Source organism: Streptomyces sp. NPDC001744 (genome assembly GCF_042892575.1).
Taxonomy (GTDB): Bacteria; Actinomycetota; Actinomycetes; order Streptomycetales; family Streptomycetaceae; genus Streptomyces.
Window position 1 is genome coordinate 174,138 of sequence record NZ_JBIAUG010000011.1, and the last position, 22,337, is coordinate 196,474.

Genomic DNA, 22,337 nt, shown 5'->3' on the forward strand with positions numbered 1-22,337 from the left:
GCGGGGCGGGGGGCGCCCCCGCGGGGCCCCCCGCCCCCCCCGGGCGGGGCGCGGCCCCCCCCCCCGGGCCCCCGGGGGGGGGGGGGCCCCCCCGGGGGGGCCCCCCCCCCCGGCCGTGTCGCACCGCGTCACTTCTTGCGGCCGCGCTTCTCGCGCACCCGCACCGAGATGTGGATCGGGGTGCCCTCGAAGCCGAACTCCTCACGGAGGCGGCGCTCGATGAAGCGGCGGTAGCCCGCCTCCAGGAAGCCCGAGGCGAAGAGCACGAACCGGGGCGGCTTGGTGCCCGCCTGCGTGCCGAAGAGGATGCGGGGCTGCTTGCCGCCGCGGATCGGGTGCGGGTGGGCGGCGACGATCTCGCCGAGGAAGGCGTTGAGCCGGCCCGTGGGAACGCGGGTCTCCCAGCCGGCGAGGGCGGTCTCGATGGCCGGGACCAGCTTCTCCATGTGGCGGCCGGTCTTGGCGGAGACGTTGACCCGGGGCGCCCAGGAGACCTGCTGCATCTCGGTCTCGATCTCGCGCTCCAGGTAGTAGCGGCGCTCCTCGTCCAGCTCGTCCCACTTGTTGTAGGCGATGACGATGGCGCGGCCCGACTCGACCGCCATGGTGATGATGCGCTGGTCCTGGACCGAGATGTTGTCGGTGGCGTCGATGAGGATGACGGCCACCTCCGCCTTCTCGACGGCCGCGGCGGTCCGCAGGGAGGCGTAGTAGTCCGCGCCCTCCTGGAGGTGGACCTTCTTGCGGATGCCGGCGGTGTCGACGAACTTCCACGTCACGCCGCCGAGCTCGATCAGCTCGTCCACCGGGTCGCGGGTGGTGCCGGCCAGCTCGTTGACGACGACCCGGTCCTCGTTCGCCACCTTGTTGAGCAGGGAGGACTTGCCCACATTCGGACGGCCGATGAGGGCGATGCGGCGCGGGCCGCCGACCGTGTTGCCGAAGCGCTGCGCGGGGGCGTCGGGCAGCACCTTGAGGACCTCGTCCAGGAGGTCGCCGGTGCCGCGGCCGTGCAGCGAGGAGACGGGGAACGGCTCGCCGAGGCCCAGCGACCAGAGCATGGCGGCGTCGGCCTCGCCGGACTGGCCGTCGACCTTGTTGGCGGCGAGGACGACCGGCTTCCCGGAGCGGCGGAGCAGCCTGACGACGGCCTCGTCGGTGTCGGTGGCGCCGACGGTGGCGTCCACGACGAAGAGGCAGGCGTCGGCGGCCTCGATGGCGAACTCGGCCTGGGCGGCGACGGAGGCGTCGATGCCGAGGACGTCCTGCTCCCAGCCGCCGGTGTCGACCACCTTGAAACGGCGGCCGGCCCATTCGGCCTCGTAGGTGACGCGGTCGCGGGTGACGCCCGGCTTGTCCTCCACGACGGCCTCACGGCGGCCGATGATGCGGTTCACCAGGGTCGACTTGCCGACGTTCGGACGGCCGACGACGGCGAGGACGGGAAGCGGGCCGTGGCCGGCCTCCTCGATCGCGCCCTCGATCTCCTCCGCGTCGAAGCCCTCTTCCGCGGCGAGCTCCATGAACTCCGCGTACTCGGCGTCGCCAAGTGCCCCGTGGTCGTGCTGGTCGTTCATGAAGTCCGTTCCTTGATCATTCGTGGTCGGTGGTTCCCGGACCGCGGGTCCCACTACTGAAAGTCTCGCTCAGCGCCCGGTGAGGCGCCTGGCGTTTTCCAGATGGGCGGTGAGCCGCCCCTGGATGCGTACGGTGGCCTCGTCCAGCGCCCGGCGGGTGCGCCGGCCGCTGCCGTCGCCCGCCTCGAAGGCGTCGCCGAAGACGACGTCCACCCGGCCGCGCAGCGGGGGCAGGGCCTTGACGAGCCGTCCCCGGCGGTCGGCGCTGCCCAGGACGGCCACCGGGACGATCGGCGCGCCGGAGCGGACCGCGAAGTACGCGAGGCCGGCGCGCAGCGAGGCGAAGTCGCCCTCGCCCCGGGTTCCCTCGGGGAAGATCCCGAGGACGCCGCCCCGTTCCAGGACGCCCAGGGCGTTGGCTATCGCGGTGCGGTCGGTGCCGTCCCGGTCCACCTTGAGCTGCCCGATGCCCTCCAGGAAGCCGCCGAGCGGGCCGACGAACGCCTCCTTCTTGACGAGGAAGTGCACGGGGCGCGGGGCGGTGCCCATGAGCATGGGGCCGTCGATGTTGTGGGCGTGGTTGACGGCGAGGACGACGGGACCGGAGGCCGGCACCCGCCAGGCGCCGAGGACGCGCGGCTTCCACAGCCCGTACATCAGCCCGATGCCGATGCGGCGGCCGACGGCGGCGCCCCTCCCGGAGGGCGGGGTCACCTGGCGGCCGCCCTCTTCTCGTCGACCAGGGTGACGACGCACTCGATGACCTGGTCCAGGGTGAGGTCGGTGGTGTCGACCTCGACGGCGTCGTCGGCCTTGGCGAGCGGAGAGGTCTTGCGGCTGGAGTCGGCCGCGTCCCGCTTGACCAGGGCCTCCTGCGTGGCGCGCACGTCGGCGCCCTTGAGCTCGCCGGAGCGGCGGGCGGCGCGGGCCTCGGGCGAGGCGGTGAGGAAGATCTTCAGGTCGGCGTCGGGCAGGACGGTGGTGCCGATGTCCCGGCCCTCGACGACGATGCCGTGCCCGGCGTCCCTCGCGATGGTCCGCTGCAGCTCGGTGATGAGCGCGCGCACCTCGGGGACGGCGCTGACGGCGCTGACCCTGGAGGTGACCTCCTCGGTGCGGATGGGGCCGGAGGCGTCGACGCCGTCCACGGTGATGGTGGGCCGGGACGGGTCGGTCCCGGAGACGATGACCGGCTTGGCGGCGGCGGCGGCCACGGCGTCGGCGTCGGTGACGTCCACGCCGTTGCTGATCATCCACCAGGTGATCGCCCGGTACTGGGCGCCGGTGTCGAGGTAGTTCAGCCCCAGCTTGGCGGCGACCGCCTTGGAGGTGCTCGACTTGCCCGTGCCGGACGGCCCGTCGATGGCGACGATCACGGATTCCACGGTGGGAACACCTTCCTGGGGTGAGCGGTGGGGCCCGGCGGAGTTGCGGGGGACCCCCACAAGGTTACCGAGTCCCACGCACCCGTTCGGCCCAGCCCGTGCCGGGGCCCCGGGGGACGGTCCCCCGGCCCCCGGACCCCGGCGCCCGCGTCAGCCCGTACGGAGGGCCCAGCCGCGCTCCTGGAGGGCCGCACCGAGGACCGGGGCCGCCGAGGGCTCCACCATGAGCTGGACCAGGCCCGCCTGCTGGCCGGTGGCGTGCTCGATGCGGACGTCCTCGATGTTGACGCCCGCGCGGCCCGCGTCGGCGAAGATCCGGGCCAGCTCGCCCGGCCGGTCGCTGATGAGGACGGCGACGGTCTCGTAGGCGGCGGGGGCGGCGCCGTGCTTGCCGGGAACGCGGGAGCGGCCGGCGTTGCCCCGGCGCAGGACGTCCTCGACGCCCGTGGCACCGCTCCGCCGCTCGTCCTCGTCGGCGGACTGGAGGGAGCGCAGGGCGCGGACGGTCTCGCCGAGGTCGGCGGCGACGCCGGAGAGGACGTCGGCGACGGGGCCGGGGTTGGCGGAGAGGATCTCGACCCACATGCGGGGGTCGGAGGCGGCGATCCGGGTGACGTCGCGGATGCCCTGGCCGCAGAGGCGCACGGCCGTCTCGTCGGCCTCCTCCAGGCGCGCGGCGACCATGGACGACACCAGCTGCGGGGTGTGGGAGACCAGGGCGACGGCCCGGTCGTGGGCGTCGGCGTCCATGACGACGGGGACGGCCCGGCAGAGGGCGACGAGTTCCAGGGCGAGGTTGAGGACCTCGGTGTCGGTGTCCCGGGTCGGGGTGAGGACCCAGGGGCGCCCCTCGAAGAGGTCGGCGGTGGCGGCGAGCGGGCCCGAGCGCTCCTTGCCGGACATCGGGTGCGTGCCGATGTACGCGGTGAGGTCCAGGCCCAGGGCCTCCAGCTCCCGCCGGGGTCCCCCCTTGACGCTGGCGACGTCCAGGTAGCCGCGGGCGAGGCCCGCCTTCATGGCGTCGGCGAGGGTGGTGGCCACGTGGGCCGGGGGCACGGCGACGACGACGAGGTCCACGGGTCCCCCGGGCGCCTCGTCGGTGCCGGCGCCGAGGGCGGCGGCGGTGCGGGCGCGGGCCGGGTCGTGGTCGCGCAGGTGGACGGTGACGCCCCGGCCGGCGAGGGCGAGGGCGGCGGAGGTGCCGATCAGGCCGGTTCCGATGACGAGCGCTGTTCTCACGGGGCGATGTCCTTGCGCAGGGCGGCCGCGGCGCCGGGGCGGGCGGGCGCGGTCCGGGGAGTGGGCGGCTCGGTCCCGGCGCGGGCGGGGAGCCGGGCGGCCCCCGGCCCGGCGCCCCCGGCACCGGGTGCGCGGACGCGGGCCGCGGGGGCGGTTCCGGCGCGCCGGGCCGGGGCGGCGGCGGGACCGCCGCGCGGTACGGGCGCGGCCGCGGGCCGGGGGCCCGGGGCGGGGGGTCCGTCGTGTCCGGAGGCGGCGTCGGCGGGTCCGTCGTGTCCGGCGGCGGACGGTTCCCCGGCCCGCTCGCGCGGGTGCCCGGCCCCGTCCCGTTCCGGCTGGACGGCGCCCCGGGCCGCTCGTACCGTCACGTCGTGCTCCTTCGGCTGCGTCGGTGCTCCGTCCAGCCTAGTCAGCGGCGGGGGCGGGACGTCGTACCGCCCGCCCTCCGAGACGGCCGGGCCGGTCGCCACCGGCGGACGGGCTCCGGGAGGCCGCTCCCGGAGGAACGGGCCACCGGCGCGGGCGGGGCGGCCGTCCTCGCGTACCCTGCCCGGCATGACTCCGGAGGAACTGGTGCGCGACCACACGGTCTACTCCTGCGTGATGGGCTCGCGCGCCTTCGGCCTGGCGACCGAGGGGAGCGACACGGACGTGCGGGGTGTCTACCTCGCCCCGACGCCGCTCTTCTGGCGTTTCGAGAAGCCCCCGGCCCACGTGGAGGGGCCGCGCGAGGAGCAGTTCTCCTGGGAACTGGAACGCTTCTGCGAGCTGGCCCTGCGCAACAACCCGAACGTCCTGGAGTGCCTCCACTCCCCCGTGGTGGAGCACGCCGACGACCTCGGACGCGAGCTGGTCTCCCTGCGCGGGGCCTTCCTCTCCCGGCGGGCCCATCAGACCTTCGTGCGGTACGCGGACGGCCAGCGCCGCAAGCTGGACGCGGACGTGCGCCAGTACGGGCAGCCGCGCTGGAAGCACGCCGTGCACCTGCTGCGGCTCCTGGGGAGCTGCCGGGACCTGCTGCGCACGGGCGAGCTGCGGATCGGCGTCGGCGGGGACCGCGACCGCCTCCTCGCGGTCAGGCGCGGCGAGGTGTCCTGGCCCGAGGCCGAGTCCTGGATGAACCGCCTCCGGGAGGAGGCCGACCGGGCCCGTGACTCCTCCCCGCTGCCGGCCGACCCGGACCACGCGCGCGTGGAGGACTTCCTGGTCCGCGCCCGCCGCGCGTCGGCCCTGCGGGAGCTGTAGCCGGGCCCGTACGAGAGGGTCGTACGGGACCTCCGCCCCGGCCCGCCCGCCGTCCGGTCCGGCGGGCGGGGGCGCGCCGCCGGTCAGGCGTCCCAGAGGGCGCCGAAGGCGACCAGGTCGCTCCGGTGCTCGACGCGTTCCGCCCACTCCGCCGGCCAGGCGTCCGCGCCGAGATGGGCGCCGGCGAAGGCCCCCGCGAGGGCGGCGATCGAGTCGGAGTCGCCGCGGGTGCAGGCGGCCCGGCGCAGGGCGGTGAGGGGTTCGCCGGGGAAGAGGAGGAAGCAGAGGAGCCCGGTCGCCAGGGCCTCCTCCGCGATCCAGCCGTCCCCCGTGTACGCGCAGGGGTCGAGTTCGGGGTCGGCCGTGCGCTGCACGGCGTCCAGGTGCTCCAGGACCGCCAGGCACTCGTCCCAGCCCCGCCGGACGAAGTGGAGGGCGTCGGGGTCCTGGGAGCGGGTCCACAGGTCGCCGAGCCAGTGCTCGTGGTAGCGGGAGCGGTTCTCGTACGCGTACGAGCGCAGCTGTCCGACGAGCCCGGTCGGGTCCGCGCCCTGTGCGAGCAGGTGCACGGCGCGGGCGGTGAGGTCGGAGGCGGCGAGCGCGGTGGGGTGGCCGTGGGTCAGCGCCGCCTGGAGCTGGGCGGCGCCCGCCCGCTGCTCCTCGCTCAGCCCGGGGACGAGCCCGATCGGCGCGACCCGCATGTTGGCGCCGCAGCCCTTGGAGTGGATCCGGCAGGCGTCCTGCCAGGGCCGGTCGCCGTCGAGGAGTTCGCAGGCGCGCAGACAGGTGGCGCCGGGGGCGCGGTCGTTGTCCGGGGAGTGGTACCAGGCGACGAACTCCTCGCGAACCGGTCCGACGAGGCGCTGCGGGGCGAGGACGCCCGTGTCCGTGGTCGTGCGGACGCCCCGGGCGAGGGCGAGGGTCATCTGGGTGTCGTCGGTGACGTACGCCGTCCCGTTCCTGACGGGGAGTTCCATCTCCCGCCAGGGCCCGCACTTCGCGAGGATCGAGGGCACGTCGTCGAACTCGGTGGGAAAGCCCAGCGCGTCTCCGAGCGCGAGCCCGGTCAGGGAGCCGGTCGCGGCCCGCTTGACGGCGGCGCGTGCGTGGTTCACGAGGAGTGTCCTTCCGGTCGCAGGAGGGGCGGGTGGAGGGTCGTGGCCCCGCCCGCCCGGTAGAGGGCGGCCGGTTTCCCCCGTCCGCCGGTGAGGCGCGGCGGTCCTTCCACGGCCCGGACGAAGCCGGGGGTGGCGAGGACCTTGCGCCGGAAGTTGGGGCGGTCGAGTTCGACGCCCCAGACCGTCTCGTAGACCTGCCGCAGCTCGCCGAGGGTGAACACGGGCGGGCAGAAGGCGGTGGCGAGGCAGGTGTACTCGAGTTTGGCGCCGATCCGGTCGTGGGCGTCGGCGAGGATGCGGTCGTGGTCGAAGGCGAGCGGCCCGTGCGTCCCGTACGGGATCCAGCGCGCCTGGGCCGCGTCCCCGCCGCCGCGCGGCTCGGGCGGGTCGGGCACGAGGGCGGTGAAGGCGACGGAGACGACGCGCATCCTGGGGTCGCGGTCCGGCTCGGTGTAGGTGCGGAGCTGTTCGAGGTGGAGCCCGGCGACGGTGGCCCCGGAGAGCCCGGTCTCCTCGGCGAGTTCGCGGCGGGCGGCGGTCTCGGCGGACTCGCGGGGCAGCACGAAGCCGCCGGGCAGGGCCCAGGACCCGGCGTACGGCTCCCGGCCGCGTTCGACCAGGAGGACGTGGAGCCGTCCCTCGCGGAGGGTGAGGACGGCGAGGTCGACGGTGACGGCGAAGGGCTCGAAGGCACGGGGGTCGTACTCCCCGGGGGCCGGACCGCCCGGCGGCGCCCCGGGGGCGCGCTCCTCCGGGTTCCGGCGGCCGGCCGCCGGCCCGGGAGCACGGGGGGCGTCCTCCCCGGGGTCCCGGGGGCCGGTCACCGGCGCTCCGGCAGGGGGTCGGCGAGGCGCGGGCCCTCGGCGAGCAGCGCGTCCACGGCGGCGACGGCGGTGGCCAGCCGTTCCTCGTGCGGCCCGGTGAGCACGACCGTGCGGCGGCCGGTGTGGGCGAGCTGGGTGAGGAAGCGGGCGGTCATCCAGGGGCGCAGGTGTTCCCCGTCGCGCAGCCCGTCGTCCTCGAAGGCGACGCCCCGGTGGTCGGTGAGCAGCCAGAGGTGCTGGCGGCTCCGGGCGGCGATCTCCCCGGTGCCGGGGCTGACGGTGCCCATGTACCGCTCGTGCCAGATGGTGGTGGCGAAGGCGTCGGTGTCGCAGAAGAGCACGGGCGAGCCGTCCCGGGCGGCCTCCTCCTCCAGTTCGGCCTGGCGCTGGGCGATGACGGGGAAGTCGGAGGAGCGGAAGGCGACGTCGGTCCAGGTGGCGCCGGGACGCTCGGCGCGGAGTTCGGCGAGCTTGAGTTCGCTGTACTCGCGTCCGTACTCCGGCACGTACCGGGTGCGGGCCCAGACGCCGCCGCGCCGCCGGTAGTGGTCGGCGAGGGCGAGCGCCATCGTGGTGGTGCCGGTGGACTCGGCGCCGAGGACGACGACGCGCCGGGTGAGGGCGGCGCGCACGGGCGGCTCCAGGAAGTCCCAGCACCCGGCGGGGTCCGCGCGGACGGCGGTGCCGGAGACGGGGAAGCGGACGCGGCCGGGATCGACGAGGACGGAGTCGGCGCCGAACCGGCGGCCCAGCTCCTCCCCGTACGGCTCCGAGGTGAAGACGGCGTCGACGCGCTCGGGCACGGCGGCGCGGAAGACGGCCATGTGGGCGTCCCACACGTCGGGGTCGTGGAGGTCGACGGGATGGTCGTCCACGGCGCCGACGACGAGGGCGTCGGGGTGGATCTCGCGCATCCAGGCGACGCGCTCCTCCAGCGGCACGGACTCGACGGAGGAGGCGCAGACGAGCACGGTGAGGCGGTCGCAGCGGGCGAGGGCGGTGCGGACGAGGTGGTGGTGGCCCGCGTGCGGCGGGTAGAACTTGCCGAGGACGAGGCCGTGGCCGTAGCGCTTCACGCCGTCGCCCCCACCGGCCGGGGGGAGCCCGCGAGGTCCCTGGTCCAGCCGCGCAGGCCGAGGACGCAGAGCGTCATGAAGCCGACGTACAGCAGGGAGGTGAGGTACAGCTCCTTGTACGCGTAGAGCGGTACGTAGACGACGTCGGCGGCGATCCAGAGCCACCAGGACTCCAGGCGCTTCCTGCACTGGCCGTAGGTGGCCATGAGGGAGAGCGCGGTCGTCAGGGCGTCCCAGAAGGGGACGGTGGAGTCGGTGGCCCGGTCGAGCAGCAGGGTCAGTCCGAGGGTCCCCACCGCCCCCGCCGCGAGCAGCCACGTCCACTCGGTGCGCGTGGTGCGGCGCACCGGGAGGACGCCGGAGCCCGGTCCACCCCCGTGGGTCCAGGTCCACCAGCCGTACGCGGCGAGGGTGATGAAGACGATCTGCAGGCCGGCGTCGGCGTAGAGCCCCGCCTGGGCGAAGAGCAGGACGAAGAAGAGGTTGTTGGCGATGCCGACGGGCCAGTTGGCCACGTGCTGGCGGGCCACCAGCCAGACGCAGAGCGCGCCGCTGCCGAATCCCAGGACCTCGGTCCAGCTGACCGGGGTTTCCAGGACGGTGAAGAGCGGTTGCCGCAGGGGTTCGAACAGGGTCGCGAGGCTCACGCCCGCCTCCTTAAGAGTCATGATGACTATAAAGGGGGGCGGCCGGGCGCACAAGGTCCGCCGACACGCGGGAAGCCCGCGACCGCCGGGCGGTCACGGGCTTCCCGTACGAGGGGGCCGGGCCCTACATGCCGACTTCCTTCATCAGCATGCCGACCTCGGTGTTGGTCAGGCGGCGCAGCCAGCCCGACTTCTGGTCGCCCAGGGAGATCGGGCCGAAGGCGGTGCGGACCAGCTTCTCGACCGGGAAGCCGGCCTCGGCCAGCATCCGGCGCACGATGTGCTTGCGGCCCTCGTGCAGGGTGACCTCGACCAGGTAGTTCTTGCCGGTCTGCTCGACCACGCGGAAGTGGTCGGCGCGGGCGTAGCCGTCCTCCAGCTGGACGCCGTCCTTGAGCCGCCGGCCGACCTCGCGGGGCAGCGGTCCGGTGATCGCGGCCAGGTAGGTCTTCTTCACGCCGTACTTCGGGTGCGTGAGGCGGTGGGCCAGCTCGCCGTGGTTGGTGAGCAGGATGATGCCCTCGGTCTCCGTGTCGAGCCGGCCGACGTGGAAGAGCCGGGTCTCGCGGTTGGTGACGTAGTCGCCGAGGGACTGACGGCCGTCCGGGTCCTCCATGGTGGAGACGACGCCGGCGGGCTTGTTCAGCGCGAAGAAGAGGTACGACTGGGTGGCGACGGTCAGGCCGTCCACCTTGATCTCGTCCTTCTCCGGGTCCACGCGCTTGCCCTGCTCCAGGACGATCTCGCCGTTGACCTCGACGCGGGCCTGCTCGATGAGCTCCTCACAGGCGCGCCGCGAACCCATGCCGGCGCGGGCGAGGACCTTCTGCAGCCGCTCGCCCTCCTGCTCGGCGCCGGGGAAGGTCTTGGGGGTCCTGATCTCCGGGCGGCCCTCGTACCTCTCCCGGTTGCGCTGCTCGATCTTGGCGTCGAGCTCGCGCGAACGGGCCGGGCTCTGCCGCTGCCCGTGCGGGCCGCGACGGGGCGGGGTGCCGCCCTGCGGGGCCTTGGGGCCGCCCTTGGCGCCGCCGCGGGCCGCGGCGCCGCGGCCCTTCTTCGGGGCCTCGGAGGAGTCGCCCACGTCGTAGGAGCGCTCCTCGGGGCGGGGCCGGCGGGGGTTGTCCGGGCGCTTCCGGTCGTCGCGGCCGCCGCCGGCGGCGCCCCGGTAACCGCCGCCGCCTCCGCTGCCGCCCCGCCCGCCGGCACCGCCCCGTCCGCCGGCGCCGCCGCTGCTGCCGCCGCGGCCGCCGCTGTTGCCACCACGGCTCCCGCCGTTGTTTCCGCTGCTGTTCCTGCCGCTGCTGCTTCGCATCAAACTTCCGTCTTGTCGTCGTCCTCACGATCCGGTGCATCCGGATCGAACGACGGAACCCCTTCCAGCGAGTCCGCCTCGACCGCCTCCGCCTCGGGGAGGAAGGGGGCGAGCTCGGGGAGTTCGTCCAGGCCGCGCAGGCCCATCCGCTCCAGGAAGTAGTTCGTCGTCCTGTACAGGATCGCACCTGTTTCGGGTTCCGTGCCCGCCTCCTCCACCAGACCGCGCTGGAGGAGGGTCCGCATCACGCCGTCGCAGTTGACCCCGCGGACCGCCGAGACGCGGGAACGGCCGACCGGCTGGCGGTACGCGACGACCGCCAGGGTCTCCAGGGCCGCCCGGGTGAGCCGCGCCTGCCGGCCCTCCAGGACGAACGCCTCCACGGCGGAGGCGTACGCGGGGCGGGTGTAGTAGCGCCAGCCCCCGGCCACCCGGCGCAGTTCGAAGCCCCGGCCCTGGGCGGTGTACTCCTCGGCCAGTTCGCGCAGGGCACCGGCCACCTCCTCGGGGGCGCGCCCCAGGACGTCGGCGAGGTGGGCCTCGGTGGCGGGCTCGTCGACCACCATGAGCACGGCTTCGAGGGAGGGTTTGAGGTCGGGGTCGCTCACGCGCGGGCCTCCGCTTCCTGTCCGGATTCCTGATCGAACGCGCCGGCGCCCCGGGGCTCCCCGGCCCTGTCGGTTCCGCCGGGTCCGCCGGGTCCGCCGGTCCCGTCGCCTCCGTCGATCCCGCCGGTCCCGTCGGTCCCGTCGGTCCCGCCGGTCCAGGAGACGGTGAGGTCGCCGAGGGCGGTCTCCTGGTCGAGGGCGACGGACCGCTCGCGGTAGAGCTCCAGGAGGGCGAGGAAGCGGGCGACGACGGTGAGGGTGTCGCCGGCGTCCTCGACCAGCTCCCGGAAGACCGCCGTGCCGCGCTCGCGCAGCAGGGCGGCCACGATGGCGGCCTGTTCGCGGACGCTGACGAGGGGCGCGTGGATGTGCTCCACGTGGACCCGCGGCGCGGCCCTGGGCCGCATGGCTCCGGCGGCCAGCTCCGCGAGGCCCTCGGGGCCGACGGAGAGGACGACCTCGGGCAGCAGCGCGGCGTGGTGCGGTTCGAGCCCGACGGTACGGGGGTGGCGGCGGCCCTCGCTCTCCCAGCGCTCCTCGAGGACGTCCGCGACGCGCTTGTACGCGCGGTACTGGAGGAGCCGGGCGAAGAGCAGGTCGCGAGCCTCCAGGAGCGCGAGGTCGGCCTCGTCCTCCACCTCCGCCGCGGGCAGCAGCCGGGCGGTCTTGAGGTCGAGCAGGGTGGCGGCGACGACGAGGAACTCGGTGGTCTGGTCGAGGTCCCCGTCCGGCCCCAGGGCCCGCAGGTGCGCCATGAACTCGTCGGTGACCCGGGAGAGCGCGACCTCGGTGACGTCCAGCTTGTGCCGGGTGATCAGCTGGAGGAGCAGGTCGAAGGGGCCCTCGAAGTTCGTGAGCCGCACGGTGAACCGCCCGTCGCGCCCGGCGCCGGTCCCGGAGGTCTCCCCGGACCCGCTGTCCCGGTCGGACCCGCTGTCCTCACCGGGCCGCCCGGTTCCACCGGGCCGGCCGGGTCCGCCGTCGTCCGGTCCGCCGCCCGCGCCGGGCCGGTCGGCCCCGGGCGGGGGTTCCGGGCGCTCCTCCCCCGGCGTCGCGCCCCCGCCGCGTCCCAGGGCGCGGCGGCGCGGCGGACGGGACGTCTCGTCGGGGGCGAGGGCGTGGCGCATGGAGGTCCAGGGGGAGCGGGGAGCACGAGCAGCCCGCAGGTTATCGTCAGCGGCCGCGCAGGCGGCGGACGAGGATGCTCGCGTCGCCGCGCGACTCCAGGTCCGCCAGGACGACCGCGACGGCCTCCCGGACGATCCGGCCCCGGTCGACGGCGAGGCCGTGCTCGCCGCGCAGGACGAGCCGGGCGTGCTCCAGGTCCATCAGCTCTTCGGCGGAGACGTAGACCGTGATCTTCTCGTCGTGGCGCTCGCGGCCGCTGGGCCGCCGGCTCGCGGTACGGCCGCCGCGCCGCCGGGACGCCGCCGGGGCGGGGACGGCGGGCGCCGCCTTCTCCTGCCCGGCCGTCCGGGCGCGCGGTTCCGCCGCCTCGGAGCCGGCGGTCGCGTGCTCCGCGGAGGCGTCGGCCGCCGCCGGGTCGCTCTCGCCCGCCGGCGCCGGGACGGTCCGGCGCGGCGCGGACGCCTGGAGCCCCGTCCCCCCGGTCGTACGGAAGAGTTCGTCGGCGCCGGGCAGGCTCACTCGGCGTGACACCGGGCGAGCACCTCCCTGGCGAGCTGGCGGTAGGCGGCGGCGCCCACGGAGTTGGAGGCGTACGTGGTGATGGGCTCACCGGCGACCGTGGTCTCCGGGAAGCGCACGGTCCGCCCGATGACCGTGTGGTACACGTGGTCGTCGAACGCCTCGACCACGCGCGCGAGGACCTCGCGGCTGTGCACGGTCCGGGAGTCGTACATCGTGGCGAGGATGCCGTCGAGCTCCAGCTCGGGGTTGAGCCGCTCCTGGACCTTCTCGATGGTCTCGGTCAGCAGGGCGACGCCGCGCAGCGCGAAGAACTCGCACTCCAGCGGCACGATGACCTTGTGAGCCGCCGTCAGGGCGTTCACGGTCAGCAGGCCGAGCGAGGGCTGACAGTCGATCACGATGTAGTCGTAGTCGTTCATCAGCGGCTTCAGGGCGCGCTGGAGGGTGGACTCGCGCGCGACCTCGCTGACGAGCTGGACTTCGGCGGCCGAGAGGTCGATGTTGCTCGGCAGCAGGTCCATGTTGGGCACGGCGGTCTTCAGGAGCACCTCGTCCGCCGACATGCCCCGCTCCATGAGCAGGTTGTAGACGGTGAGGTCCAGCTCCATCGGGTTCACGCCGAGGCCGACCGACAGGGCTCCCTGCGGGTCGAAGTCCACGAGCAGGACCCGGCGGCCGTACTCGGCGAGCGCGGCGCCCAGGTTGATGGTCGACGTGGTCTTGCCGACGCCGCCCTTCTGGTTGCACATCGCGATGATCTTCGCCGGACCGTGGTCGGTCAGCGGACCGGGGATCGGGAAGTACGGCAGGGGCCGTCCGGTCGGGCCGATCCGCTCGCGGCGCTGGCGGGCAGCGTCGGGCGCGAGGGTGGCCGCGTACTCCGGATCGGGCTCGTACTCGGCGTCGGGGTCGTAGAAGTGCCCCTCGGGCACCTCGTCGTAGGCGGCGAAGTGGGTGGACTCTCGGCCCATCTCGTTGCCGGCCGTGGCGTTCACGTGTAGGCCGTCCATCGTCTTCATCGTGTGGGCTGTCGTCACGGGCTGGTGCGTCGCGAAGGTCCGCACCGCGACGGAGCCGATCGGAGCTCCCGGCGCACCACTCCCGGGAGTAAATGTCGACTCATTCACAAGTCGTCTTACCTCCTTGGGTGTGACCGGGAACATTTATCGATAGGTCAGCGTGGCACCATGCCGACGGTTGGCGACTCTATGGCGTGTCACCGGTCCGCAGCAACACAATCCGTCGGACCCGGCCCGATGTGTCGGTAACCGATCACCCCGCTGTCAAGGGCGCACGGGGACGCATCCGCGCGTTTTCGGGGTGTGCGAATCGGATGAAGGGTTACGTTCGCGGCGAGTTGCCCGAACGTTTCGGCGTGGCCGGAGACACAGTCGGCCGGACCTTGTCGAACAAGGTCCGGCCGGGTGCGCGGCATTGACGGCACGCGTTGACGGCGGTGCCGCGCGGGTCAGCCCAGGAGGCTCTTCAGCTCGACGTGCTCGAGACCGTGGGCCTCGGCGACCTCCTTGTAAACCACCTTGCCGTCATGGGTGTTGAGGCCCAGGGCGAGGGCCGGGTCGCGGCGCAGCGCCTCGGCCCAGCCGTTGTTCGCCAGCGACACGATGTAGGGCAGCGTGGCGTTGGTGAGGGCGTAGGTGGAGGTGTTCGGGACCGCGCCGGGCATGTTGGCGACGCAGTAGAAGACCGAGTCGTGGACCCGGAAGGTCGGCTCGGCGTGGGTGGTCGGGTGCGAGTCCTCGAAGCAGCCACCCTGGTCGATGGCGATGTCGACAAGGACACTTCCGGGCTTCATCCTGGCGACGAGCTCGTTGGTGACCAGCTTCGGGGCCTTGGCGCCCGGGATGAGGACGGCGCCGATGACGAGGTCGGCCTCGACGACGGCCTTCTCCAGCTCGTAGGCGTTGGAGACGATCGTCTGCACCTTGGTGCCGAAGACCTTGTCGGCCTCGCGGAGCTTGTTGATGTCCTTGTCGAGCAGGGTCACGTGGAAGCCCATGCCGACGGCGATCTGGGTGGCGTTCCAGCCGGAGACGCCGCCGCCGATGACGACGGCGCGGCCGGCGTGGGTGCCGGGGACGCCGCCGGGAAGGACGCCGCGGCCGCCGGCCGAGCGCATCAGGTGGTAGGCGCCGACCTGCGGGGCCAGACGGCCCGCGACCTCGGACATCGGGGCGAGCAGCGGGAGCGCGCGGCCGGCGGTCTCGACGGTCTCGTACGCGATGGCGGTGGTGCCGGAGGCCAGGAGCGCGTCCGTGCACTCGCGGGAGGCGGCGAGGTGCAGGTAGGTGAAGAGGGTCTGGTCCTTGCGGAGGCGGTGGTACTCCTCCGCGATCGGCTCCTTGACCTTGAGGAGCAGGTCGGCGGCGGCCCAGACCTCGTCGGCGGTGGGGAGTATCTCCGCACCGGCGGCGGCGTACTCCTCGTCCGTGATCGAGGAGCCGACACCGGCGTTCTGCTCCACGAGGACCTGGTGGCCGTGGCGGACGAGCTCGTGGACACCGGCGGGGGTGATGGCCACGCGGAACTCGTTGTTCTTGACCTCGCGGGGGATGCCGACCTTCATCGTCGATCACGGTCCTTGAATCAGGGGGATAACTGGCGCACTGCGATACATACCCGGAGGCATGACGGCACACCGGGGCAGACCACGTGGGAACGCGGCTCGACCAGTCTAATGAAGGAGGTACCGCTGTCTAGCCTTTCAAAGTATCAATCTTCGATGAGACCACTGCGGATTTCGTAGGCAGGCGGCGCGGTTTCCAGCAGTCTCTCCGCTCCGGCCCGGTGCAGCCGGGCGGCGGCCGGGTCCCCGAGCCGGTCGAGGGTGTCCGCGAGGCGCAGCCGGAGCGCCGCCTGGAGCCGGACGTCCTGGGCCCGGCGGGCCCACTCCACCGCCTCCTCGCAGGTCCGCAGGGACTCCTCGGGCCGTCCGGCGTACTCCTGGACGCGGGCCGCCTCGCTCAACGCCCTTGCGTAGCCCGGAAGATCGGAGAGCCTGCGGTAGCCGGCGGCGGCGGCCCGCCAGTTCCGCAGCGCCTCCCCGTACCGGCCCGCGTAGGTCTGCACGGCGCCGAGGCGGGCGTAGAGCCGGGCCTGGTCGGCGCGCTCGTCCCGGGCGAGGCGCTGGGCGAGCGCCCGGCCGTACCAGTCGCCGGCCCGCTGCCAGTCCCCCAGCTCCTGGTAGGAGCCACCTACGGATTCCATCGCCCGACCGGTCGCATACGGATCATTTGCTGCGCGTCCGGCCTCCAATGCCAACCGATATCGCAGAAGAGCGTCCTTCGTCCTTCCGGTGCGGGCATCGAGGTCGGCCAGGTTGAGCAGGGCCGCGGCCCGCTCCCGGTGCAGTCCGCGCCGCTCGGCCACGTCCAGGACGAGCCGGTGCAGGCCGTACAGCTCGGGGGCGGCGGCCTCGGCCCCGCGGTGCGCGGCGAGCGCCTTGACCAGGGAGGCGATCAGGCGCCGGGCCAGGGTGTCCAGCTCCCCGTCGGCGACGGCGAGGCGGGCGGAGGCGAGCAGCACGGGCCGCCGGGTCTCCAGCCAGGCGGCCCCGGCGGCGGCGGTCGGGAAGCGCAGGGCGCGCGGCAGTCCGGCCAGCTTCCTGCGGGCGGGCGAGCCCTCGGGCTCGGTGACCGCGCGGCAGGACTGGAGGAGCCGTACGGTCCGCTCCAGCATGCGGGCCCGGGCGAGCTGCACCTCGGAGGGCCGGTCGCACTCCTCCAGCCGGGCGCGGAGGAGGGGGACGAGGTGGGCGCGCACCTCGTACTGCCCGTCCTCGCCCGCGGAGACGAGCCCCAGGGCGGCGAAGTCGGCGAGCGTGGTGGCGGCGGCCGAGACCGAGCAGCCGGCCAGGGCGGAGGCGGTGTGCGCGTCGGCCCGGCCGAGCGGGGCGAGCGCGAGGAATCGCAGTATCCGCGCGGCGGTGGGGGGCAGCGCCTCGTGGGCGAGGCGGAAGGCCCGGACGAGGGGGTCGCCGCTCGACGCGCGCAGCCGCTTGGCGAGGTCGGCGACGGACGTCTTGGGGTGGGTGGAGAGCCAGCCGCCGGCGAGGACGACGGCGGCGGGCAGCCCTCCGCACTCCTCCACGAGGGTCTCGGCGGCCTGCGGGTCGACGGTGATGCGGACGGAGCCGGTGAAGGCGCTGAGCAGTTCGATGGCGGACTTGGGGTCGAGTCCGCCGAGGGTGCAGGGCCGCACGTCGGGGATGCCGGTGAGCGGTCCCCCGGAGACGCCGATCACCAGGGTTCCTGGCTCGTCGGGGATGAGCGGGTCCGCCTGCTCCGCGTCGACGGCGTCGTCCAGGATCAGGACGGCCCGGCGACCGGCGAAGGCGCCGCGGACCAGTTCGGTCAGCTCGTCCTCGGCGGCGCCGGGGGGCTCGGGGACCCCGAGCGCGGCCAGGAGCTCCTGCGCGGCCCGGGCCACGGGGACGGGCGCCCCGCCGGGCTCGGTGAGCCGGGCGCGGACGATCCCGTCGGGGTACCGGTCGGCGACCCCGGCGGCCAGCTCCTCGGCGAGGGCGGTGCGTCCGGAGCCGGGCCTGCCGGCGACGAGCAGGACCCGGGCACGGGGCGCCTTGCGGCCGGTGAGGGTGTCGAGGCCGGTCCGCTCGATGTCGGCGCGCAGGGCCTTCAACTCGCGCTGCCGGCCGAAGAACCGCCGGCTGCCGGCCGTCGCCACCGCCTGATCCGTCACGGGCCACGCTCCCGTCCACCTGCGCACGAGCCGATCCCGCGAGGGGCTCCACACGGGCGTTTCCGAGCGTAGTTCAGGGCGGGGCCCGTCCCCGGTGGAGCAGGGCGGGCACGTCCCCCGATCGGATCAGCAGATCTTCAGACCGGATCGCTCCCGTGGCGGACGGAAACGGGCTACGAGGCGAACGGCCGCGCCGGCCACGGCGCGTCCGCGGGACGGAGCGCGTCCAGGCCCTCGCCCGCGCGGGCGGCGGCCAGCGCGAGGACCCCCACGACCAGGCAGTTGTTGTGCAGCTCGCCCGCGAGGACGCCCCGCACGAGGTCCGCGAGCGGCACCCGCGCCGTCTCCATGTCGGCCTCCTCCTCGGCGACCTCGAAGCGGTCCCCCTCCGCCTCCGCGAGGTCCCGCGCGAGGAAGATCCGCACGGCCTCGTCGCAGCCGCCCGGCGAGGTGTAGACGTCGGTCAGGACCCGCCAGTCGCCGGCCTCGACGTGCGCCTCCTCGTACAGCTCGCGCCGGGCCGCGTGCAGCGGGTTCTCCCCGGGCACGTCGAGGAGCCCGGCCGGGATCTCCCAGAGCTTCTGCCGCACCGGGTGCCGGTACTGCTTGATCAGGAGGACCCGGTCCTCACCGTCCAGGGCCAGGACGGCCACCGAACCGGGGTGCACCTGGTAGTCGCGGCGCGCGACCGTGCCGTCCGGCATGACCACGTCGTCCGTACGGACGCTCGTCTTCTTCCCCCGGAACGGGGTCGCCGTCTCGACGACCTTCCACTCCTGCGGGGTGTCCTGCAACTCCATAGCCGTCCTCCCGTACGCGAACACGCGTACATCTGCACGAACACACGAAAGCCGGGGCACGGATCCGGAGGACCCGTGCCCCGGCAACGTTAACGCCGCGGGACCGGTGCGCCGGTCACCCGGCCGGCTTGCCCGTCTTGCGCTCGACGGCCGCCTTGACCAGGCCCGCGAAGAGCGGGTGCGGGCGGGTCGGGCGGGAGCGGAGCTCCGGGTGCGCCTGGGTGGCGACCAGGTAGGGGTGGACCTCGCGCGGGTACTCGACGTACTCGACGAGCTTGTTGTCCGGGGATGTGCCGGAGAAGACCAGACCGGCCTTCTTCTCCAGCTCCGCGCGGTAGGCGTTGTTCACCTCGTAGCGGTGGCGGTGGCGCTCCTCCACGTACGGCTCGTCGCCGTAGACCTCGCGGACGATCGAGCCCTCGGCGAGCTTCGCCGGGTACAGGCCCAGGCGCATCGTCCCGCCCAGGTCGCCGGCGCCCTCGACGTACGCGAGCTGCTCCTCCATCGTGGAGACGACGGGGTGCGCGGTGGCCGGGTCGAACTCGGTGGAGTTGGCCTCGGGGATGCCGGCCAGGTTCCGCGCCGCCTCGATGACGATGCACTGGAGGCCCAGGCAGATCCCGAGCAGCGGCACCTTGTGCTCGCGGGCGTACCGGATCGCGCCGACCTTGCCGCTCACGCCCCGGTCGCCGAAGCCGCCGGGGACGAGGATCGCGTCGACGTCGCCGAGCTGCTTCTCGGCGCCGGCCGGGGTCTTGCACTCGTCGGAGGTGACCCACTTCACCTTGACCCGGGCCTTGTTGGCGAAGCCGCCGGCCCGCATGGCCTCGGTGACCGAGAGGTAGGCGTCGGGCAGGTCGATGTACTTGCCGACGAGCGCGACGGTGACCTCGTGCTCCGGGTTGTGGACGCGGTCCAGGAGGTCCTCCCAGACGGTCCAGTCCACGTCGCGGAAGGGCAGGTCGAGCTTGCGGACGACGTAGGCGTCCAGGCCCTCGGTGTGCAGCACCTTCGGGATGTCGTAGATCGACTTGGCGTCGATGGCGGCGACCACGGCGGCCTCGTCCACGTCGCACATCAGCGAGATCTTGCGCTTGATGGCGGTGGGGACCTCGCGGTCGGCGCGCAGCACGATCGCGTCGGGCTGGATGCCGATGTTGCGCAGGGCGGCGACCGAGTGCTGGGTCGGCTTGGTCTTCAGCTCGCCGGACGGGCCGATGTAGGGCAGCAGCGAGATGTGCACGACGAAGACGTTGTCGCGGCCGACCTCGTGGCGGACCTGGCGCACGGTCTCCAGGAACGGCAGGGACTCGATGTCGCCGACGGTGCCGCCGACCTCGGTGATGACCACGTCCACGTCGTCGGTCGCCATGCGGCGGATGCGGGACTTGATCTCGTTGGTGATGTGCGGAATGACCTGCACGGTGTCGCCCAGGTACTCGCCGCGCCGCTCCTTGGCGATGACCTGCGAGTACACCTGGCCGGTGGTGACGTTGGCCGAGCCGTCGAGGTCGACGTCGAGGAAGCGCTCGTAGTGGCCGATGTCCAGGTCGGTCTCGGCGCCGTCGTTGGTGACGAACACCTCGCCGTGCTGGAACGGGTTCATCGTGCCGGGGTCGACGTTGAGGTACGGGTCGAGCTTCTGCATCGTGACCCGCAGGCCCCGCGCCTTGAGGAGCGCACCCAGGCTGGAGGCGGTGAGGCCCTTGCCGAGGGAGGAGGCGACACCCCCGGTGACGAAGATGTGCTTGGTCGTCGTGGTGTTGGGCGGCATCGCCAAGAGGGGGCTCCCGTGGTCGCGTTCTGGAGGTGCGTACCGGCGCCCCCTCCGGAAGAATCGGGGGGTGCCGTCGCTGCGGTTTCGGGGTCCTCGGCTCTCGCCGTTTCCCACCGGTCCACGGGGTACCAGGGTATCAGCGACATGGGGAGACCGCTTCCGGCCACACGCGGGAGCCGGCCGTTCACGGACGGCGACGCGACCGTCGGAACCGCCTCCCACCGGCCCGGGGAAAGGGGTGTTCACCTGATCGGAGCAAGGCTGTCGCGGGCTTGCCCACCGGGCGGTGGGCGGCTCGACGTATCCTGCTCGGACCGGCCTTCCGAGCCGGCCGACCGACGGCGCCGCCACCCTCGTCCGGGGCCGGGCGCCCGGGAAGCACGACCGTCCCGGGCCGGGGTCCGCCGAAGACCCCCGACCGCTGACACACTCGGACAGAGCGGGCCGGCCACCGGCCCGCATCCGGAGCAAGCGCCCCGAGGGGCGGACATGGCCGTTCGACTGGAGTGAAGCACGTGGCCGGGCGCATCGAGGATTACGCACTCATCGGAGACATGCAGACCGCTGCCCTGGTCTGCCGGGACGGCAGCGTGGACTGGCTCTGCCTGCCCCGCTTCGACTCGCACGCGATCTTCGCGGGGCTCCTCGGCACCGAGGAACACGGGTTCTGGCGGGTGGGCCCCGCGGGCCCCGAGGACGCCGAGCCGGCCCCCGCCGACCGGCGCCGCTACCGGGGCGACTCGCTCGTCCTGGAGTCCGAGTGGGACACCCCGCGCGGCACGGTCCGGGTGACCGACTTCATGCCCCCGCGCGACGGCGCGCCGCAGCTGATCCGGATCGTGGAGGGCGTCAGCGGCCGGGTCCCCGTGCGGTCCGCGCTGCGGATGCGGTTCAGCTACGGCCGGATCGTGCCCTGGGTGCACAAGGTCGGCGAGCGCACGGTCGCGGTCGCCGGACCCGACTCGGTGTGGCTGGACACCGAGGCGGAGACCCACGGCGAGGACCTCACCACGTACTCCGAGTTCACCGTCTCCCCCGGGGAGCGGGTGGCCCTGACCCTCTCCTGGCAGCCCTCGCACAAGGAGCCGCCGGCGCTGCCGGACCCCGAGGGCGCCCTGGAGGCGACCGTCGGCTTCTGGAGCGAGTGGGTCGACCACTGCACGTACCACGGCCCCTACCGGGAGGCGGTGGTCCGCTCCCTGATCACCCTGAAGGCGCTGACGTACGCGCCGACCGGCGGGATCGTCGCCGCCCCGACCACCTCGCTGCCCGAGGAGATCGGCGGCGTGCGGAACTGGGACTACCGCTACACCTGGCTGCGGGACGCGGCCATCACCCTCTCCTCGATGCTGCGCACCGGCTACCGCGAGGAGGCCCGCGCCTGGCGGGACTGGCTGCTCCGCGCGGTCGCGGGCGACCCGGAGAACCTCCAGATCATGTACGGCATCGCGGGCGAGCGGGAGCTGGGCGAGGCGGAGCTGGACTGGCTGCCGGGGTACGAGGGTTCCACCCCGGTCCGGGTCGGCAACGGCGCCGCGAACCAGCTCCAGCTGGACGTGTACGGCGAGGTCACCGAGGCCCTGCACCTGGCGCACATGACCGGTCTGTCCCGCAACGACTACGCCTCCCTGCTCCAGCTCAAGCTGATCGAGTACCTGGAGAAGAACTGGAACCAGCCCGACGAGGGCATCTGGGAGGTCCGCGGCCCGCGCCGGCACTTCGTGCACTCCAAGGTGATGGCCTGGGTGGCCGTGGACCGCACGATCAAGCTCATCGAGTCCGGGGACGCCGACGGCCCGCTGGAGCGCTGGCGCGAGCTGCGCGACGAGATCCACCGGGACGTCTGCGAGAAGGGTTACGACAAGGAGCGGAACACCTTCACGCAGTCGTACGGCTCCAAGGAGCTGGACGCCTCGCTGCTGCTGATCCCGCAGATGGGCTTCCTGCCGCCGGACGACAAGCGGGTCATCGGCACGATCGAGGCGATCCAGCGGGAGCTGTCCACCGAGGACGGCTTCGTGCTGCGCTACCCCACGGCCGGCGAGGACGCCGGTGTGGACGGCCTGGCGGGCGACGAGGGCGCGTTCCTGGCGTGCTCCTTCTGGCTGGCCGACGACCTGGCGATGATCGGCCGCGTGGACGAGGCCCGCACCCTCTTCGAGAAGCTGCTCTCGCTCCGCAACGACCTCGGTCTGCTCGCGGAGGAGTGGGACCCGGTGCTCCAGCGCCAGGTAGGCAACTTCCCGCAGGCGTTCAGCCACGTTCCCCTGATCGACACCGCCCTGCGGCTGACGGCCAGCGGCGCGTACGGCGGCTGAGGGCGCCCCGCGGCCCCGGGCGGGCGGCGCGTCGGCCGGGCGCGG

The 22,337-nt window shown here is 73.8% G+C and carries 20 protein-coding genes; 2 read left to right on the forward strand and 18 right to left on the reverse strand.

The window, feature by feature from the left end; all coding sequences use genetic code 11:
* Positions 1–128 precede the first annotated feature (128 nt).
* The 5 genes from der to ACFYZY_RS15970 form a co-directional block, all read right to left on the reverse strand.
* On the reverse strand, positions 129–1,577 hold the full coding sequence (gene der / locus ACFYZY_RS15950; RefSeq protein ID WP_388693906.1) for a ribosome biogenesis GTPase Der: 1,449 nt from the start codon (positions 1,575–1,577) through the stop codon (positions 129–131).
* 69 nt (positions 1,578–1,646) lie between these two features.
* Entirely contained in the window at positions 1,647–2,291 is a 645-nt protein-coding gene (locus ACFYZY_RS15955; protein WP_388693909.1) for a lysophospholipid acyltransferase family protein, read from the reverse strand.
* Positions 2,288–2,953: a (d)CMP kinase gene (cmk, locus tag ACFYZY_RS15960; protein ID WP_388693990.1), complete on the reverse strand. Its 666-nt coding sequence runs from the start codon at positions 2,951–2,953 to the stop codon at positions 2,288–2,290. Before cmk ends, ACFYZY_RS15955 begins: the two co-directional genes overlap by 4 nt.
* A 159-nt stretch (positions 2,954–3,112) precedes the next feature.
* Complete coding sequence (locus tag ACFYZY_RS15965; protein WP_388693911.1) at positions 3,113–4,201, reverse strand: prephenate dehydrogenase; 1,089 nt, start codon at positions 4,199–4,201, stop codon at positions 3,113–3,115.
* Positions 4,198–4,569, reverse strand: coding sequence for a hypothetical protein (locus ACFYZY_RS15970; RefSeq protein WP_388693914.1), 372 nt, complete (start codon positions 4,567–4,569; stop codon positions 4,198–4,200). Before ACFYZY_RS15970 ends, ACFYZY_RS15965 begins: the two co-directional genes overlap by 4 nt.
* A gap of 187 nt (positions 4,570–4,756) precedes the next feature.
* On the opposite strand from ACFYZY_RS15970, the gene ACFYZY_RS15975 reads away from it, so the two are divergent.
* Positions 4,757–5,446, forward strand: coding sequence for a DNA polymerase beta superfamily protein (locus ACFYZY_RS15975; RefSeq protein ID WP_388693917.1), 690 nt, complete (start codon positions 4,757–4,759; stop codon positions 5,444–5,446).
* Between the two features lie 83 nt (positions 5,447–5,529).
* Here the strand turns inward: ACFYZY_RS15975 and ACFYZY_RS15980 are convergent, their stop codons facing one another.
* From ACFYZY_RS15980 to ACFYZY_RS16040, 13 genes are all read right to left on the reverse strand, one after another.
* Positions 5,530–6,561 (reverse strand): ADP-ribosylglycohydrolase family protein, encoded by a 1,032-nt coding sequence (locus ACFYZY_RS15980; RefSeq protein WP_388693919.1) that lies wholly within the window; start codon positions 6,559–6,561, stop codon positions 5,530–5,532.
* The gene (locus ACFYZY_RS15985) at positions 6,558–7,388 is read right to left on the reverse strand and encodes an NUDIX domain-containing protein (RefSeq protein ID WP_388693922.1); all 831 of its coding nucleotides are present in this window, start codon (positions 7,386–7,388) and stop codon (positions 6,558–6,560) included. Before ACFYZY_RS15985 ends, ACFYZY_RS15980 begins: the two co-directional genes overlap by 4 nt.
* Positions 7,385–8,464, reverse strand: a complete 1,080-nt coding sequence (locus ACFYZY_RS15990; protein ID WP_388693924.1) for an AAA family ATPase — start codon at positions 8,462–8,464, stop codon at positions 7,385–7,387. The genes ACFYZY_RS15985 and ACFYZY_RS15990 overlap by 4 nt, the downstream gene beginning before the upstream one ends.
* Positions 8,461–9,111, reverse strand: a complete 651-nt coding sequence (pnuC, locus tag ACFYZY_RS15995; RefSeq protein WP_388693926.1) for a nicotinamide riboside transporter PnuC — start codon at positions 9,109–9,111, stop codon at positions 8,461–8,463. Before pnuC ends, ACFYZY_RS15990 begins: the two co-directional genes overlap by 4 nt.
* 124 nt (positions 9,112–9,235) lie before the next feature.
* Positions 9,236–10,423, reverse strand: a complete 1,188-nt coding sequence (locus ACFYZY_RS16000) for a pseudouridine synthase (RefSeq protein WP_388693929.1) — start codon at positions 10,421–10,423, stop codon at positions 9,236–9,238.
* Positions 10,423–11,031: an SMC-Scp complex subunit ScpB gene (scpB, locus tag ACFYZY_RS16005; protein WP_388693932.1), complete on the reverse strand. Its 609-nt coding sequence runs from the start codon at positions 11,029–11,031 to the stop codon at positions 10,423–10,425. Before scpB ends, ACFYZY_RS16000 begins: the two co-directional genes overlap by 1 nt.
* On the reverse strand, positions 11,028–12,158 hold the full coding sequence (locus ACFYZY_RS16010; RefSeq protein WP_388693934.1) for a segregation and condensation protein A: 1,131 nt from the start codon (positions 12,156–12,158) through the stop codon (positions 11,028–11,030). The genes scpB and ACFYZY_RS16010 overlap by 4 nt, the downstream gene beginning before the upstream one ends.
* Before the next feature lie 46 nt (positions 12,159–12,204).
* Positions 12,205–12,678 (reverse strand): hypothetical protein, encoded by a 474-nt coding sequence (locus tag ACFYZY_RS16015; protein ID WP_388693993.1) that lies wholly within the window; start codon positions 12,676–12,678, stop codon positions 12,205–12,207.
* Positions 12,675–13,700, reverse strand: a complete 1,026-nt coding sequence (locus ACFYZY_RS16020; RefSeq protein WP_030212665.1) for a ParA family protein — start codon at positions 13,698–13,700, stop codon at positions 12,675–12,677. The genes ACFYZY_RS16015 and ACFYZY_RS16020 overlap by 4 nt, the downstream gene beginning before the upstream one ends.
* 449 nt (positions 13,701–14,149) lie before the next feature.
* Positions 14,150–15,265, reverse strand: a complete 1,116-nt coding sequence (ald, locus tag ACFYZY_RS16025; RefSeq protein ID WP_388693936.1) for an alanine dehydrogenase — start codon at positions 15,263–15,265, stop codon at positions 14,150–14,152.
* Between the two features lie 146 nt (positions 15,266–15,411).
* Positions 15,412–17,397: a tetratricopeptide repeat protein gene (locus ACFYZY_RS16030; RefSeq protein WP_388693939.1), complete on the reverse strand. Its 1,986-nt coding sequence runs from the start codon at positions 17,395–17,397 to the stop codon at positions 15,412–15,414.
* A gap of 173 nt (positions 17,398–17,570) precedes the next feature.
* Positions 17,571–18,197 carry an NUDIX domain-containing protein gene (locus tag ACFYZY_RS16035; RefSeq protein WP_388693941.1) on the reverse strand — a complete coding sequence of 209 codons (627 nt, stop codon included), beginning with the start codon at positions 18,195–18,197 and terminating at the stop codon, positions 17,571–17,573.
* A 115-nt stretch (positions 18,198–18,312) separates the two neighbouring features.
* Entirely contained in the window at positions 18,313–19,971 is a 1,659-nt protein-coding gene (locus ACFYZY_RS16040; protein WP_388693996.1) for a CTP synthase, read from the reverse strand.
* 518 nt (positions 19,972–20,489) lie between these two features.
* On the opposite strand from ACFYZY_RS16040, the gene ACFYZY_RS16045 reads away from it, so the two are divergent.
* Positions 20,490–22,292: a glycoside hydrolase family 15 protein gene (locus tag ACFYZY_RS16045; protein ID WP_388693944.1), complete on the forward strand. Its 1,803-nt coding sequence runs from the start codon at positions 20,490–20,492 to the stop codon at positions 22,290–22,292.
* The last annotated feature ends 45 nt before the right edge of the window (positions 22,293–22,337 follow it).